Raw genomic sequence first — 13,704 nt, forward strand, 5'->3', positions numbered from 1 at the left:
TTTTAGATGACGTTGTGAGAAGGCTTCTGATTTTGCTCAGACAATTCTTCGAGTCTGAGAAGTTCGTTAAAGCTTTCAATGGCAACTTCAACCTGGTCATCCTTAGGTTCCTTCGTAGTTAACAGCTGAAGCCAAAGTCCCGGGTACCCTAGTAATTTCAGACCGCGAATATCACGCACTTTGTTTGTCAGCTGCAGAACTTCAAAGGATATACCAAGTACGACCGGTATCAGTGCGACACGATCTATCACACGCAGCCAAAGCGGATCTGTCGGAACGAGTAAATAAACAAACATGCCGACAATAATCGTAAATAAAATAAAGCTTGATCCGCAGCGGTAATGAAGCCGAGATTGGTTTTGGACATTCTCCACAGTAATTGGCAAATTCTGTTCATAACAGTTTATGACTTTATGTTCGGCTCCATGATATTGAAACACTCTTTTAATGAGCGGTGTCATGGACAAAAAATAGATGTAACCGAGCAGCAAAATCAACTTAAACAGGCTTTCAACCGCGATTTGAGCTATGTCCGATGAAAAAATCGGCCTTGTCAGTTCAGCTAAGAAAACCGGAACCAATGTAAATACGAATTTACTGAACAAAAATGAAAGGACGCCGATAACCGCGAGGCTGAGATACATAGACAGTCCAGACGATTTTTTTTCTTCCTGCTCAAGTGTCTCGTCTTCAGATGGATCGAGCCCGTAACGTTCGCTTGAAAAATTCAAATGTTTTGTGCCGTTTGCACTCGCTTCGATAATGGCCGCGATCCCCCGTAAAAACGGTATCTTTTTTACGATGTTCAGTTTCGGATTGTGTTTGCGGGGAAGCTTAAAAAAGTTCATGCTTCCATCCGTTCTTCTGATGGCTGTAACGTAATGATGCTTTCCGCCAAACATAACGCCTTCCACAACAGCCTGCCCGCCGTAAGCGGGCGGAATTTTATGTTTTGACATATTATCAACCTGCCTATTTCTTTAGGATTGCTAACCATTTCCTTTCACTCTATTGTACAGGAAACAGCGCTAAACCTCTAGATTGACAGGCTGAAAAATTGCCATAGCCTTGCTTTTTCTACATGCATTATACCCGTTATTTTCAAATTTTACTCGCAGCTGTCAAAAAGTGTGAGCTTTTTTATTGACATTTCATTTTTTGGGCACACTTTAACTGGAGGTGCCATGATGACAAGCGAAAAAGATACAGAACAAAATGAAGAATTGAATGAGAAGCAAGGGCCGCCTGTTTCGATGGCCGGCAGGGTGGCAGCAACAGGTTTTTGCGGAGGCGTATTATGGAGTTTCGTTGCTTATATCGCATATTTGTTTCATTTTTCTGAAATCAGTCCGAATATGATTTTGCAGCCGTTTGTGCTCGGAGAGTGGAAAAAACATGGACTAGGAACGGTGATCAGCATCATTTTGATTGGAGTGATTTCAATTGGCGCAGCGTTTCTTTATTTTCTTCTATTGAAACGTTTAAAAACAATGTGGCCGGGTATTTTATACGGCTTGGTGCTTTGGCTGCTCGTGTTTTTTGTTTTTAATCCGATTTTTCCAGATGTGCGCACGGTGAACGAACTGACATCAGATACCATTATTACGACGATTTGCATTTATTTGCTTTACGGGCTGTTTGTCGGGTATTCCATTTCATTTGAATACAATGAGCTGAATTCGGAAAAGCTGGCACGTGCGCTGGGAATGCATAGAGAATAGTGTATAAACCTTTTCCAGTATGATAAAATGTTCACGAGAAGTGAACATTTTTTGCATGAGAAACCCTCGCGAAAAGGAGAGATTATGTGCCTCATTTTTTGATTTTGAACGGACCGAATGTCAATCGGCTTGGGAAGCGTGAGCCTGAAGTATTCGGCCGCCAGACGCTGACCGATATTGAAACAGATTTATTTCAATTTGCTGAAGCCTTACATATCCAGCTCACTTTCTTCCAGTCTAATCACGAAGGTGATTTGATCGATGCGATACATGAGGCTGAGGAGCAATACAGCGGGATTGTTCTGAACCCCGGCGCCCTGATCCATTACAGCTATGCGATCAGGGATGCTGTTTCAAGCATCAGTCTTCCTGTGGTTGAGGTGCATTTATCAAACTTATACGCCAGGGAAGAATTACGGCATCAGTCGGTTATCGCTCCGGTTGCGAAAGGGCAGATTGTCGGTCTTGGAGCTGAAGGCTACAAGCTTGCTGTTCGCTACTTATTAAGCCAGCAAGGGGGAGAATAAGGATGAAGCTAGAGAAATTAAGAAACCTTTTTGAACAGCTGGGAATTGACGGCATGCTGATTACAAGCAGCACGAATGTACGCTATATGACAGGGTTTACAGGTTCTGCGGGTTTGGCTGTTATATCGGGTGACAAAGCAGCGTTTATTACGGATTTTCGTTATACAGAGCAGGCAAAGGTTCAGGTAAAAGGTTTTGAGATCATTGAACATGGCGGCAGCCTGATTCAGACCACTGCCGACACTGTGGAATCGTTCGGCATCAAGCGTCTCGGCTTTGAACAGAACAGCATGACATATGGCACTTACGCTTCATACAGCGCCGTTATCAGTGAGGCCGAATTAGTGCCTGTGGCTGAATCCGTGGAAAAGTTGCGCTTGATTAAGTCTAGTGAAGAGATTAAGATATTAGAGGAAGCTGCGAAGATTGCAGATGATGCCTTCAAACATATCTTGACGTTTATGAAACCCGGCATTTCTGAAATCGCTGTTGCCAATGAGCTGGAATTTTATATGAGAAGCCAGGGAGCTGACAGCTCTTCTTTTGATATGATTGTCGCCTCGGGCCTTCGGTCAAGCCTTCCTCACGGTGTGGCCAGTGACAAACTGATTGAAAGCGAAGACCTTGTTACGCTTGATTTTGGCGCTTATTATAAAGGATATTGTTCTGATATTACCCGTACGGTCGCTGTGGGTCAGCCCAGTGATCAATTGAAGGAGATCTATCAGGTTGTATTTGATGCTCAGGCGCTCGGCGTCGCACATATTAAGCCGGGAATGACAGGAAAAGAGGCTGACGCCCTCACAAGGGATCACATTGCGGCAAAAGGCTACGGTGAATATTTCGGTCATTCAACCGGGCACGGGCTCGGCATGGAAGTTCATGAATCGCCGGGATTATCCGTCAGATCTTCAGCTATCCTTGAACCGGGCATGGTGGTCACAGTGGAGCCGGGCATTTACATACCAGAAACAGGCGGTGTCCGTATTGAAGATGACATCGTGATTACAGAAAACGGCAACCGGACAATCACCCATTCCCCAAAAGAACTTATTATTTTGTGATTGTAATATAGGAGGACATTAAACATGATTTCAGTTAACGATTTCCGTACAGGATTAACAATCGAAGTAGATGGCGGCATTTGGCGCGTCGTTGACTTCCAGCACGTAAAACCTGGAAAAGGTGCGGCATTTGTCCGCTCTAAACTTCGCAACCTTCGCACTGGCGCCATTCAGGAAAAAACCTTCCGCGCTGGTGAAAAAGTAGCGAAAGCGCAAATCGAAACAAAAACAATGCAATATCTATATGCAAACGGTGATCAGCACGTATTTATGGATACTTCTTCTTATGAGCAGCTTGAACTGAGCGCAACTCAAATCGAAGAAGAATTAAAATACCTGCTTGAAAACATGTCTGTGCATATCATGATGTACCAGGATGAAACACTTGGCATCGAACTTCCAAACACAGTTGAGCTGAAAGTTGTTGAAACTGAACCTGGTATTAAAGGTGATACAGCATCAGGCGGTACAAAACCTGCGAAAACTGAAACCGGGCTTGTTGTAAACGTGCCGTTCTTTGTGAATGAAGGCGACACACTTGTTGTCAATACATCAGACGGTTCTTACGTTTCAAGAGCATAGAAAGAAAAAAAGAAGTCTGTTCCCAAATTGGGAGCAGGCTTTTTTTGTGCCCAAAAACAGAATCTTTCTTTTATACGAAAATGACAAGACTACTTCAGCAAGCTAGAGCATATCATATAAAAAAACAGGAGGTTGGGAGAGTGCTATGAAATTTTTTCTTGGAAATATCAATTCTACTGTTTTAACAATGGCGGGATTACGAGTTTTATCCTCTATGATTGAGCTGACTGCAGCCATTATCATGCTTGTGACAAACGATGTCCGGAAGGCGGTTGTGGTTAACAGCATTCTTGCAATTGTAGGGCCGTTGATTTTTATCATTACGATGACAGTCGGAATCTACCAAATTGCCGGGCAGCTTTCGTATGCAAAGCTGATTCTGATTTTCACGGGTGTTGTTTTGATTTTGGCGGGTGTTCATAAATAAGGAGAGGCTTGTCATAAAGTCTGCCTCACATCATACATTTTAAAGAAGCCAATCGGTAGAAAGGAGGAGGCTCTGTTGAATGAAATCGCTGAGGTTCTCCCTGAATCCATGAAAAACGCCCTTTCTGAAATACCGGAACAACAATGGCTGGAAATCGAAGAAGTCAGAATCCGGGTCAACCGCCCTATTGAATTGATTCGAAAAGGACAACCTGTTTTTTTATCCTATGCGGGTACGGCCGAGGATGCCCATCTGATCCTGAGCCGGCTCAGCAACTATAGCATGTATACACTTGAAGAAGAGCTGAAGAAAGGGTATGTCACGATCAGAGGCGGTCACAGAGTCGGACTGGCAGGCAGAGTCATTACGGAAAACGGAGGTGTGAAAGGACTCCGTGACATCGCATCTTTTAATATACGAATTGCCAGGCAAAAGCTGGGGATTGCGGAGCCGCTGCTTCCGTACTTATATCAAACCAGCTGGCTGAATACGTTGATTATCGGACCGCCCCAAACCGGCAAAACAACACTTCTTCGGGACCTTGCGAGGCTCTCGAGCACCGGCAAAAACCGCATGCTGCCCGTAAAGACAGGCATCGTCGATGAACGGTCAGAAATTGCCGGATGTCTGCGCGGCATTCCGCAGCATCAATTTGGACAGAGAATTGACGTATTAGACGCCTGTCCAAAGGCTGAGGGGCTGATGATGATGATTCGATCCATGAGTCCTGAGGTGATGATTGTCGATGAAATCGGGCGTATGGAAGATACAGATGCGCTTCTGGAGGCGTTGCATGCAGGTGTTTCAGTAATCGTATCGGCGCATGGCTGGAGCATATCCGATCTCATGAAGCGGCCTTCATTGAAGCGTTTGTGGGAAGAAAGAGCCTTTGACCGCTATTTGGAATTATCAAGAGCAAAAGGGCCGGGCACAGTGAGCCGCATTTATGACAAAGACGGACATGTGCTGTCTAGGACGACGGACGTGAAAACATGCTGAAGCTGCTGGGCGCAGTATTCATTGTGGTAGCGACAACATGGACAGGTTTTGAGATGGCGAAGATTTATACAGAACGGCCGCGGCAAATCCGCCAGCTGCGTGCGGCGCTTCAATCCCTCGAGGCTGAAATCATGTACGGCCATACACCGCTTCATACCGCTTCACAGCAGATTGCCAAGCAGCTCGCACAGCCTGTTTCAGCTCTTTTTTCCGCATTCAGTGATCAGCTGGAAAAGGGAAGCGATTCCGCGAAAACGGCGTGGGAGCAAAGCTTAAAAAAGGTATGGGACACCATGTCTTTGAAAAAAAGCGAATACGAGGTGCTAAAGCAGTTTGGCGAGACGCTCGGGATTCATGATCGAATCTCACAGCAAAAGCACATCAAGCTGGCGCTGACACATTTGGAAACCTCAGAAGCGGATGCTGAGCAGGCGCAAGCGAAAAACGAAAAGATGATAAAAAGTTTGGGCTTTTTAGCGGGCTTGTTACTCATTCTTCTATTGATGTAAACATGAGGGGAGCAAAAATAAAATGGGAGTAGATGTGAATGTCATATTTCAAATCGCCGGAGTGGGAATCGTGGTCGCTTTTTTACACACGATATTGGATCAGATGGGCAAGAAAGAATACGCTCAGTGGGTGACGCTGTTAGGTTTTATCTATATTTTATTTATGGTGGCCACCATTGTAGATGACCTATTTAAAAAGATAAAAGCTGTGTTTTTATTCCAAGGATAGGGGGGCTTGCAGATTGACATTGTTCAAATTGTAGGTTTAGGGCTGATCGCCACCTTCCTTTCTTTAATAGTAAAAGAACAAAAGCCGACTTTTGCTTTTTTAATCGTCGTTTTTGCCGGATGTGCCATTTTTCTTTATTTAGTAGACCAAATCTACGAGATTATACGAATGATAGAAAAAATCGCGATTAATGCAAATGTCAACATGGTCTATGTTGAAACCATTTTAAAGATTATCGGAATCGCCTATATTGCTGAATTCGGGGCACAGCTCACAAAAGATGCCGGTCAAGGAGCCATCGCCTCGAAAATAGAATTGGCGGGAAAAATTTTAATTCTCGTTATGGCTGTGCCTATTTTAACCGTCATTATCGAAACGATTCTCGGACTTATACCTTCTATGTCATAACCGAAAGGAGGCGGTAGATTGAAGCGTTTTCGATGGGTTTTGCTTTTGGCCGTGCTGATCATAGCAGGGCGTGCAGAAATTGTACAAGCAGCCGGTAATGACGAACAAACGGAAGATCATGCTGAAACGGCCGAGCAATTAGCGGAAAGGACAGCAGCCTCGCTTGAAACAGATAAGATCGGAGAATTTTGGAATGATATTATGACAGAATACGGCGGACTGCTGCCGGAAAGCCAAAAAGGCAGTTTAATCGAGTTTATCAACGGCGAGAAATCATTCTCACCCCAAGAATGGCTGAAAGCTCTCTTTTCTTATTTGTTCCATGAAGTGCTAGCCAATGGAAAGCTGCTGGGCACATTGATTTTGCTCACGATTTTTTGCGTCATTCTGCAGCTTCTGCAAAATGCGTTTCAGCAAAGCACTGTCAGTAAGGTCGCTTACTCAATTGTGTACATGGTGCTGATTATCCTTGCGCTGAACAGCTTTCATGTGGCAATCAATTATGCAACTGAGGCCATTCAGACGATGACCAGCTTTATCCTGGCACTCATTCCGCTCCTCTTGGCGCTTTTGGCTTCCTCAGGCGGAGCTGTATCTGCTGCCTTCTTTCATCCTGTTATCCTCTTTCTGATGAACACGAGCGGCCTCTTGATTCAAAATATCGTCATGCCGCTGATTTTCTTATCAGCGATTCTGAGCATTGTCAGCACAATGACCGAACAATACAAAGTAACGCAGCTGGCCAACCTGCTCAGAAATATCGCCATCGGAGCACTGGCTGTTTTTCTTACCATCTTTCTCGGCGTCATCTCTGTTCAGGGAGCCTCAGCTGCAGTGACAGACGGCATTACGCTCAGGACGGCTAAATTCATAACCGGAAATTTTATTCCAGTGCTTGGCCGGATGTTTACAGACGCAACAGATACAGTAATCAGCGCCTCCTTACTGCTGAAAAATACGGTAGGGATTCTGGGTGTCGCTATTTTGATCTGTATCGCGGCATTTCCGGCAATCAAAGTGCTTTCCCTCGCTTTTATTTATAAGCTGGCAGCCGCGATTCTTCAGCCGCTTGGAGGCGGGCCCGTCATCACCTGCCTCGACGTCATCAGCAAAAGCGTCATCTATATTTTTGCAGCTCTCGCCATTGTGTCCCTCATGTTTTTTTTAAGCCTTACTGTCATAATCACAGCCGGGAACCTCACGATGATGATGAAATAAAGGAGGCAGGCGAATGAGTTTTTTAACAGAATGGCTTACCACCATCGTGTTGTTTATCCTATTTGCAATTGTGATTGATATGCTGCTGCCAAGCTCCAGCATGCAAAAGTACGCAAAAATGGTAGTCAGCCTGCTCTTGATTGTCGTCATGCTTACGCCAATTTTTAAACTTTTCAAGACAGACCCCGAAGTCATCTTTGAATACCTCACAAAAAACGAGCAATCAGAGTCTGCCGACATAAAAAATCAAATCAATTCAAAAAAAATAGAAATACAAGCTTCCCAGCGCGCATATATTCTAGAAGAAATGGCTGTCCAACTAAAAAAGAAAGCGGAGGAGAGATTCAGTCATGATGAATATAAAGTAGGCAGCATCAAACTCACGGCAGGAGAAAAGGTAGGTTCAGAAGAGGATATTAAAACAATCAGCGTGTATATGGCCCCGTCTTCTGAAAAAACGGTCCAAACGGTCGCGCCGGTCCACATTGATACAGATCATGCATACGTAACGAAAGAAGCAGCCGAACAAAAAGAAGCCAAACAGATCCAAACGCAGCTCGCGGACATTTGGGAAATCGGAAGTAAGAAAATTACGGTTCATATGGAAGGCGGGGAGAGTGTCGGCAATGAATAAAAACGGATTATGGAATGTATTGAAAAAGCAGTTTCTTCCGGGGCAAACGAAGGACGGCGAAAAGCCGAAGCTGACCAAATATCATTACTTTCTGTTCGTTTTTGTTCTCGGAGTTTCCTTTATGCTTGTCAGCCAGTTGTTTTCTTCACCTGAGAAAACAGAAAACGCCAAAACGATAACGGCCGTATCCTCACAAAATTCTGGAGGCAGCAAAGAGAAAACAGCTGAAGTGTTTAAAGCCTCAAAATCTGACGAGCCTAAAAACTCGATCGATGATTATGAAAAAGAATACGAAAATCAGCTGAAAGAAATTCTTGAAACAATCATTGGAGTGGATGATGTCTCGGTTGTCGTGAATGTTGATGCAACGTCCCTGAAAGTATATGAAAAAAACAAATCAAACAAAAATACGACCACTGAAGAAACAGACAAAGAAGGTGGAACAAGAAGTGTTACAGACCAGACATCGGAGGAAGAAATCGTCATGATCAAAAACGGCGATAAAGAAACACCAGTCGTCGTCCAAACGAAAAAACCTGATATACGGGGTGTACTCGTTGTTGCTCAAGGAGTGGACAACGTTCAAATAAAACAAACCATTATTGAAGCGGTGACACGGGTCCTGGATGTTCCAAGCCACCGGGTTGCGGTTGCCCCTAAAAAAATAAAGGAGGATTCATAAATGCTTAAAAAACAAACCGTTTGGCTATTAACAATGCTCAGTCTTGTCGTGGTGTTAAGCGTCTACTATATCATGTCGCCGGAAAGCAAAAACGCCGTGCAAATGCAAAGTGAAAAAAGCGCGTCTGACAGTGGAGAGGTCGCAACTGAAAAAGCGCCTGCCAAGCAAGACACGAAGGAAAAAAGCGGTACAGAAACTGAAAAAGGAAAAGAAGATGGAACAAAGGGAACGAAAGATTCATCAGCAGACAAGGAAACATCCGCTGAAGCCAGTGAAAAAGGAACTGTTGTTACGGAAACAGCCGATGATGATCTGTTTACAACGTACCGTCTGGATTTAGAAGATGCCAGAAGCAAAGAAAGAGAAGAGCTGAATGCCATTGTGTCAAGCGATGATGCAACAGCCAAGGAGAAAAGCGAAGCATACGATAAAATGACGGCTCTCAGTGAAGTGGAAGGAACAGAAAAACAGCTGGAAACGCTGATTAAAACACAAGGTTACGAGGATGCGCTCGTCAATGCTGAAGGAGATAAAATCAATATTACAGTCAAATCAGACAAACACTCCAAATCGAAGGCGACAGCCATTATCGACCTTGTTGCAAAAGAAATCAAAACAATGAAAGATGTCGCTGTCACATTTGAACCCTCTAAATAAGAATGAGGAGAAAAAAGCCCGCTAAACAAGCGGGCTTTTTGCGTTGCTATCATATTAGAGTTGAATTCAAAAGTCCGCTCCTGTAAGATGAACATAGTATGTACTTTTAGTAGTAACCTATAAAAAAAGAAATTTCATACATAGGAGTGCGATTGAATGTTAAATATCAAAGAAATCCACGAGCTGATTAAAGCAATTGACGAGTCTACAATTGACGAATTCGTATATGAAAATGAAGGTGTATCCTTAAAACTGAAAAAACACGAAGCAGGCACTGTTCAAGTCATGCAGCAGGCGCCGGCAGCACCTGTACAGGCACAGGCTCCGCAGGCAGTTCAGCCGCAAGCGCAGCAAGCAGCGTCTGCACCTGCCCAAGAAGCACCAAAGCAAGATGAGAATCTACATAAAATCACTTCACCAATGGTAGGAACATTTTATGCATCTTCATCACCGGAAGCTGGCCCGTATGTAACAGCCGGTTCAAAAGTGAATGAAAACACAGTTGTCTGCATTGTAGAAGCGATGAAGCTTTTCAACGAAATCGAAGCAGAAGTGAAAGGCGAAATCGTTGAAGTATTAGTAGAAAACGGCCAGCTGGTCGAATACGGACAACCTCTATTTCTTGTAAAAGCAGAGTAAGGAGACTGAACATGATTAAAAAGCTATTGATCGCCAACAGAGGAGAAATTGCTGTCAGAATCATCAGAGCCTGCAGAGAGCTCGGTATTGAGACTGTCGCTGTTTATTCAGAAGCTGATAAAGATGCCCTTCATGTTCAAATGGCCGATGAAGCTTTTTGTATCGGGCCAAAAGCATCAAAAGACAGCTATTTAAACGTTACAAATATTGTGAGTGTTGCAAAGCTGACTGGCACGGACGCTATTCATCCGGGATATGGATTTTTAGCTGAAAATGCTGATTTCGCTGAATTATGTGAAGAAGTGAATGTCACGTTTGTCGGCCCGAGCGCTGACGCCATTTCAAAAATGGGAACAAAAGACGTTGCGCGGGAAACGATGAAACAGGCCGGCGTGCCAATCGTACCGGGTTCACAGGGAATTATAGAAAATGTGGAAGAAGCGGTTTCGCTTGCTAATGAAATTGGGTATCCTGTAATTATAAAAGCCACCGCAGGCGGAGGCGGAAAAGGAATCAGAGTTGCCCGCACTGAAGAGGAACTGATTAATGGCATTAAGATTACACAGCAGGAAGCTGCAACAGCATTCGGAAATCCAGGCGTATACATCGAAAAATACATAGAAGATTTTCGCCATGTTGAAATCCAAGTGCTTGCCGATAACTACGGAAACACCATCCATTTGGGAGAACGCGACTGCTCGATCCAAAGACGCCTGCAAAAGCTTTTGGAAGAATCACCATCTCCAGCCCTTGATTCAGAAATCAGGGAGCAGATGGGAGATGCAGCAGTAAAGGCTGCAAAAGCGGTTGGCTACACAGGTGCTGGAACAGTTGAATTTATCTATGACTACAATGAACAGCGCTATTACTTCATGGAAATGAACACGAGAATCCAGGTAGAGCACCCAGTCACAGAAATGGTGACGGGAACGGACCTGATTAAGGAACAAATCAAGGTGGCATCAGGAATGGAACTGGACCTTAAGCAAGAAGATGTTGAATTTGAAGGCTGGTCCATCGAATGCCGAATCAACGCAGAAAACCCAAGTAAAAATTTCATGCCGTCACCTGGTGAAATTAAAATGTACCTGCCTCCTGGCGGTCTTGGTGTCCGCGTCGATTCAGCTGCGTACCCGGGCTATTCCATCCCGCCGTACTATGACAGCATGATTGCAAAGGTAATCACATACGGAAAAACGAGGGATGAAGCAATTGCCCGCATGAAACGCGCATTGAGCGAATTCGTCATCGAAGGCATTGAGACAACAATCCCGTTCCATTTAAAACTGCTTGAACACGAAACATTTGTGAGCGGAGAGTTTAATACGAAATTTTTAGAAACATATGATGTAATGGGCTCATAATTTTTACGGAGGTGAATTGAATGAAAGACAACAGCTTGCTTAAAATGGATCAAGAAGATACGCATTTAGGTAAGGTTGAGATTGCACCGGAGGTCATTGAGGTCATTGCCGGCATTGCAGCATCAGAAGTTGATGGGGTTGCCGAAATGCGCGGAAACTTTGCGACAGGCGTCGTCGAGCGCTTTGGCAAAGTGAATCATGGCAAAGGCGTCAAAGTCGACCTGGCGGATGCCGGAATTACGATCGATGTATACTGTGTCGTTACATTTGGCGTTTCGATTCCGAAAGTTGCAGCGTCCGTTCAGGAAAACATTCGTCAAACCTTATTAAATATGACGTCTCTTTCGATTAACGAGATTAATATTCACATCGTCGGCATTCAATTTGACACAAAAGCCCAGGAAGTCCAAATCGACGAAGAAATGTAAATGGCTTAACACGAAACCAAGGGGAGGGCGGCCCTTTGGTTTTTTTACACGTTACCCTTTATTTCAAAGCATGAAGAAAGCCGGCTCAAAAGCCGAGTTTCTTCATGAACGTGAAATCCGAATGATCATATTAAGGTTTATGAAAATATTCGGTAATAGGGTGAAAAAACCTTGATTTCAATATGCGGATACGAAAAAAATATGTTATGATCTCTTTGTGGCTTAACGACAAGCGGATAAAGAGGATCAAAGGAGAAAGAAAATGAAAAGACGAACAGCAAGAGAAAAAGCTTTGCAGGCACTATTTCAAATTGATGTCAGCGATATTGCAGTGAATGAAGCCATAGAACACGCACTGGATGAAGAAAAAACAGATCCTTTCTTTGAACAGCTTGTACACGGGGTATTGGAACACCAAGACCAGCTGGATGAAATGATCTCCAAGCATCTGGTGAATTGGAAGCTCGATCGGATAGCCAATGTTGACCGTGCGATTTTGCGCCTGGCAGCATATGAAATGGCATATGCCGAAGACATTCCGGTGAATGTCTCCATGAACGAAGCGATTGAGCTGGCAAAACGGTTTGGTGATGACAAAGCGACAAAGTTTGTAAACGGGGTTCTTTCTAACATTAAATCTGATATTGAACAATCATAGGAGGAAAGAAAATGACTGCAACAATCATCGACGGAAAAGAAACGGCTAGAGAAAAACGCGAACAATTGGCAAAAGAGGTAGAAGAGCTTAAAAAGCAAGGTGTCACTCCCGGACTGGCGGTTATTTTGATTGGAGATGATCCTGCTTCTCACTCTTACGTGCGAGGAAAGAAAAAAGCGGCTGAAACAATGGGAATGAATTTCAAGCTCGATCAATTTGACAGCAGCCTCACTGAAGCTGAACTGCTTTCCATTATTGATCAATATAACCAAGACCCTGAGTTTCACGGCATTCTCGTTCAGCTTCCGCTTCCAGATCATATTTCTGAAAAAGCGGTGATCGAACGTATCTCTCCTGATAAAGATGTAGACGGGTTTCATCCGTTAAACGTAGGGAAAATGCTGCTTGGTGAAGATACGTTTCTCCCTTGCACGCCTCATGGAATTGTTGAGCTTTTGAAGAAAACCAATATCGACCTTTCCGGTAAAGAGGTTGTTGTAGTCGGCCGAAGCAACATTGTCGGCAAACCTGTCGGCCAGCTTTTATTAAATGAAAACGCGACGGTTACTTACTGTCATTCAAGAACAGAAAATATTACTGAGCATACGAAAAAAGCGGACATCCTGGTGGTGGCAGTGGGAAGAGCCAACTTCATCAGTGCAGACCAGATCAAAGAGGGCGCTGTTGTCATTGACGTCGGCGTTAATCGTCTGGAAAGCGGAAAGCTTTGCGGAGACGTTGAATTTGAAGGGGCAAAGGAAAAAGCGTCCTTCATCACGCCGGTTCCAGGCGGAGTAGGTCCGATGACCATCACGATGCTTGCGCATAATACTGTTAAATCTGCGAAACGTACGTTATCATAGATAATTGGAGATATTCACAGGCGGGGCGTATTGCCCGCCTTGAATATGAGCACGATACCCGCTTCTTCAGGCTCCTAAAGCCAGGGCGGGTTTTT

19 protein-coding genes are annotated in these 13,704 nt (G+C 44.2%); 18 read left to right on the forward strand and 1 reads right to left on the reverse strand.

The window, feature by feature from the left end; genetic code table 11:
* Nucleotides 1-2: 2 nt before the first annotated feature.
* On the reverse strand, nt 3-959 hold the full coding sequence (locus NZD81_RS03530; RefSeq protein ID WP_014664575.1) for a DUF1385 domain-containing protein: 957 nt from the start codon (nt 957-959) through the stop codon (nt 3-5).
* A 225-nt stretch (nt 960-1,184) separates the two neighbouring features.
* On the opposite strand from NZD81_RS03530, the gene NZD81_RS03535 reads away from it, so the two are divergent.
* From NZD81_RS03535 to folD, 18 genes are all read left to right on the forward strand, one after another.
* Nucleotides 1,185-1,721 carry a YqhR family membrane protein gene (locus NZD81_RS03535; RefSeq protein ID WP_014664574.1) on the forward strand — a complete coding sequence of 179 codons (537 nt, stop codon included), beginning with the start codon at nt 1,185-1,187 and terminating at the stop codon, nt 1,719-1,721.
* A gap of 86 nt (nt 1,722-1,807) precedes the next feature.
* A complete protein-coding gene (gene aroQ, locus NZD81_RS03540) occupies nt 1,808-2,248 on the forward strand; it encodes a type II 3-dehydroquinate dehydratase (protein ID WP_289859581.1) in 441 nt (146 codons plus the stop codon).
* A 2-nt stretch (nt 2,249-2,250) separates the two neighbouring features.
* On the forward strand, nt 2,251-3,312 hold the full coding sequence (gene papA, locus NZD81_RS03545) for an aminopeptidase PapA (protein WP_289859583.1): 1,062 nt from the start codon (nt 2,251-2,253) through the stop codon (nt 3,310-3,312).
* A gap of 24 nt (nt 3,313-3,336) precedes the next feature.
* On the forward strand, nt 3,337-3,894 hold the full coding sequence (gene efp / locus NZD81_RS03550) for an elongation factor P (protein WP_003226377.1): 558 nt from the start codon (nt 3,337-3,339) through the stop codon (nt 3,892-3,894).
* A 145-nt stretch (nt 3,895-4,039) separates the two neighbouring features.
* Entirely contained in the window at nt 4,040-4,321 is a 282-nt protein-coding gene (locus NZD81_RS03555; RefSeq protein WP_014664571.1) for a YqhV family protein, read from the forward strand.
* A gap of 75 nt (nt 4,322-4,396) precedes the next feature.
* Entirely contained in the window at nt 4,397-5,320 is a 924-nt protein-coding gene (gene spoIIIAA, locus NZD81_RS03560) for a stage III sporulation protein AA (protein WP_147772227.1), read from the forward strand.
* A complete protein-coding gene (gene spoIIIAB, locus NZD81_RS03565) occupies nt 5,314-5,829 on the forward strand; it encodes a stage III sporulation protein SpoIIIAB (RefSeq protein ID WP_282372650.1) in 516 nt (171 codons plus the stop codon). Before spoIIIAA ends, spoIIIAB begins: the two co-directional genes overlap by 7 nt.
* A 22-nt stretch (nt 5,830-5,851) precedes the next feature.
* Complete coding sequence (gene spoIIIAC, locus NZD81_RS03570) at nt 5,852-6,058, forward strand: stage III sporulation protein AC (protein ID WP_003153142.1); 207 nt, start codon at nt 5,852-5,854, stop codon at nt 6,056-6,058.
* Nucleotides 6,059-6,064: 6 nt separating this feature from the next.
* The gene (gene spoIIIAD / locus NZD81_RS03575; RefSeq protein WP_071578608.1) at nt 6,065-6,466 is read left to right on the forward strand and encodes a stage III sporulation protein AD; all 402 of its coding nucleotides are present in this window, start codon (nt 6,065-6,067) and stop codon (nt 6,464-6,466) included.
* 18 nt (nt 6,467-6,484) lie between these two features.
* Entirely contained in the window at nt 6,485-7,684 is a 1,200-nt protein-coding gene (gene spoIIIAE, locus NZD81_RS03580; RefSeq protein ID WP_289859590.1) for a stage III sporulation protein AE, read from the forward strand.
* 13 nt (nt 7,685-7,697) lie between these two features.
* Nucleotides 7,698-8,318: a stage III sporulation protein AF gene (spoIIIAF, locus tag NZD81_RS03585; RefSeq protein ID WP_069149853.1), complete on the forward strand. Its 621-nt coding sequence runs from the start codon at nt 7,698-7,700 to the stop codon at nt 8,316-8,318.
* Nucleotides 8,311-9,000: a stage III sporulation protein AG gene (spoIIIAG, locus tag NZD81_RS03590; protein ID WP_040082663.1), complete on the forward strand. Its 690-nt coding sequence runs from the start codon at nt 8,311-8,313 to the stop codon at nt 8,998-9,000. The genes spoIIIAF and spoIIIAG overlap by 8 nt, the downstream gene beginning before the upstream one ends.
* A complete protein-coding gene (gene spoIIIAH / locus NZD81_RS03595) occupies nt 9,001-9,657 on the forward strand; it encodes a stage III sporulation ratchet engulfment protein SpoIIIAH (protein ID WP_003230250.1) in 657 nt (218 codons plus the stop codon).
* Nucleotides 9,658-9,813: 156 nt separating this feature from the next.
* Nucleotides 9,814-10,296, forward strand: a complete 483-nt coding sequence (gene accB, locus NZD81_RS03600) for an acetyl-CoA carboxylase biotin carboxyl carrier protein (RefSeq protein WP_014664564.1) — start codon at nt 9,814-9,816, stop codon at nt 10,294-10,296.
* 11 nt (nt 10,297-10,307) lie between these two features.
* On the forward strand, nt 10,308-11,660 hold the full coding sequence (gene accC / locus NZD81_RS03605) for an acetyl-CoA carboxylase biotin carboxylase subunit (RefSeq protein ID WP_014664563.1): 1,353 nt from the start codon (nt 10,308-10,310) through the stop codon (nt 11,658-11,660).
* Between the two features lie 20 nt (nt 11,661-11,680).
* Nucleotides 11,681-12,088 carry a fatty acid biosynthesis protein YqhY gene (gene yqhY, locus NZD81_RS03610; RefSeq protein ID WP_147772226.1) on the forward strand — a complete coding sequence of 136 codons (408 nt, stop codon included), beginning with the start codon at nt 11,681-11,683 and terminating at the stop codon, nt 12,086-12,088.
* Nucleotides 12,089-12,350: 262 nt separating this feature from the next.
* The gene (gene nusB / locus NZD81_RS03615; protein WP_003230256.1) at nt 12,351-12,746 is read left to right on the forward strand and encodes a transcription antitermination factor NusB; all 396 of its coding nucleotides are present in this window, start codon (nt 12,351-12,353) and stop codon (nt 12,744-12,746) included.
* 11 nt (nt 12,747-12,757) lie between these two features.
* Nucleotides 12,758-13,609, forward strand: a complete 852-nt coding sequence (gene folD, locus NZD81_RS03620; RefSeq protein ID WP_003226403.1) for a bifunctional methylenetetrahydrofolate dehydrogenase/methenyltetrahydrofolate cyclohydrolase FolD — start codon at nt 12,758-12,760, stop codon at nt 13,607-13,609.
* Nucleotides 13,610-13,704 lie beyond the last annotated feature (95 nt).

It is taken from the genome of Bacillus sp. B.PNR1, assembly GCF_030386235.1.
Classification (GTDB): Bacteria; Bacillota; Bacilli; order Bacillales; family Bacillaceae; genus Bacillus; species Bacillus stercoris.

Bases quoted from the DNA above. Each gene is read 5' to 3' on its own strand.
- spoIIIAG (WP_040082663.1), top strand. From the start codon at position 8,311: ATGAATAAAAACGGATTATGGAATGTATTGAAAAAGCAGTTTCTTCCG.
- accB (WP_014664564.1), top strand. From the start codon at position 9,814: ATGTTAAATATCAAAGAAATCCACGAGCTGATTAAAGCAATTGACGAG.
- folD (WP_003226403.1), top strand. From the start codon at position 12,758: ATGACTGCAACAATCATCGACGGAAAAGAAACGGCTAGAGAAAAACGC.
- spoIIIAB (WP_282372650.1), top strand. From the start codon at position 5,314: ATGCTGAAGCTGCTGGGCGCAGTATTCATTGTGGTAGCGACAACATGG.
- spoIIIAF (WP_069149853.1), top strand. From the start codon at position 7,698: ATGAGTTTTTTAACAGAATGGCTTACCACCATCGTGTTGTTTATCCTA.
- NZD81_RS03530 (WP_014664575.1), bottom strand. From the start codon at position 959: ATGTCAAAACATAAAATTCCGCCCGCTTACGGCGGGCAGGCTGTTGTG.
- NZD81_RS03535 (WP_014664574.1), top strand. From the start codon at position 1,185: ATGATGACAAGCGAAAAAGATACAGAACAAAATGAAGAATTGAATGAG.
- efp (WP_003226377.1), top strand. From the start codon at position 3,337: ATGATTTCAGTTAACGATTTCCGTACAGGATTAACAATCGAAGTAGAT.
- accC (WP_014664563.1), top strand. From the start codon at position 10,308: ATGATTAAAAAGCTATTGATCGCCAACAGAGGAGAAATTGCTGTCAGA.
- spoIIIAC (WP_003153142.1), top strand. From the start codon at position 5,852: ATGGGAGTAGATGTGAATGTCATATTTCAAATCGCCGGAGTGGGAATC.
- spoIIIAH (WP_003230250.1), top strand. From the start codon at position 9,001: ATGCTTAAAAAACAAACCGTTTGGCTATTAACAATGCTCAGTCTTGTC.
- nusB (WP_003230256.1), top strand. From the start codon at position 12,351: ATGAAAAGACGAACAGCAAGAGAAAAAGCTTTGCAGGCACTATTTCAA.
- yqhY (WP_147772226.1), top strand. From the start codon at position 11,681: ATGAAAGACAACAGCTTGCTTAAAATGGATCAAGAAGATACGCATTTA.
- papA (WP_289859583.1), top strand. From the start codon at position 2,251: ATGAAGCTAGAGAAATTAAGAAACCTTTTTGAACAGCTGGGAATTGAC.
- NZD81_RS03555 (WP_014664571.1), top strand. From the start codon at position 4,040: ATGAAATTTTTTCTTGGAAATATCAATTCTACTGTTTTAACAATGGCG.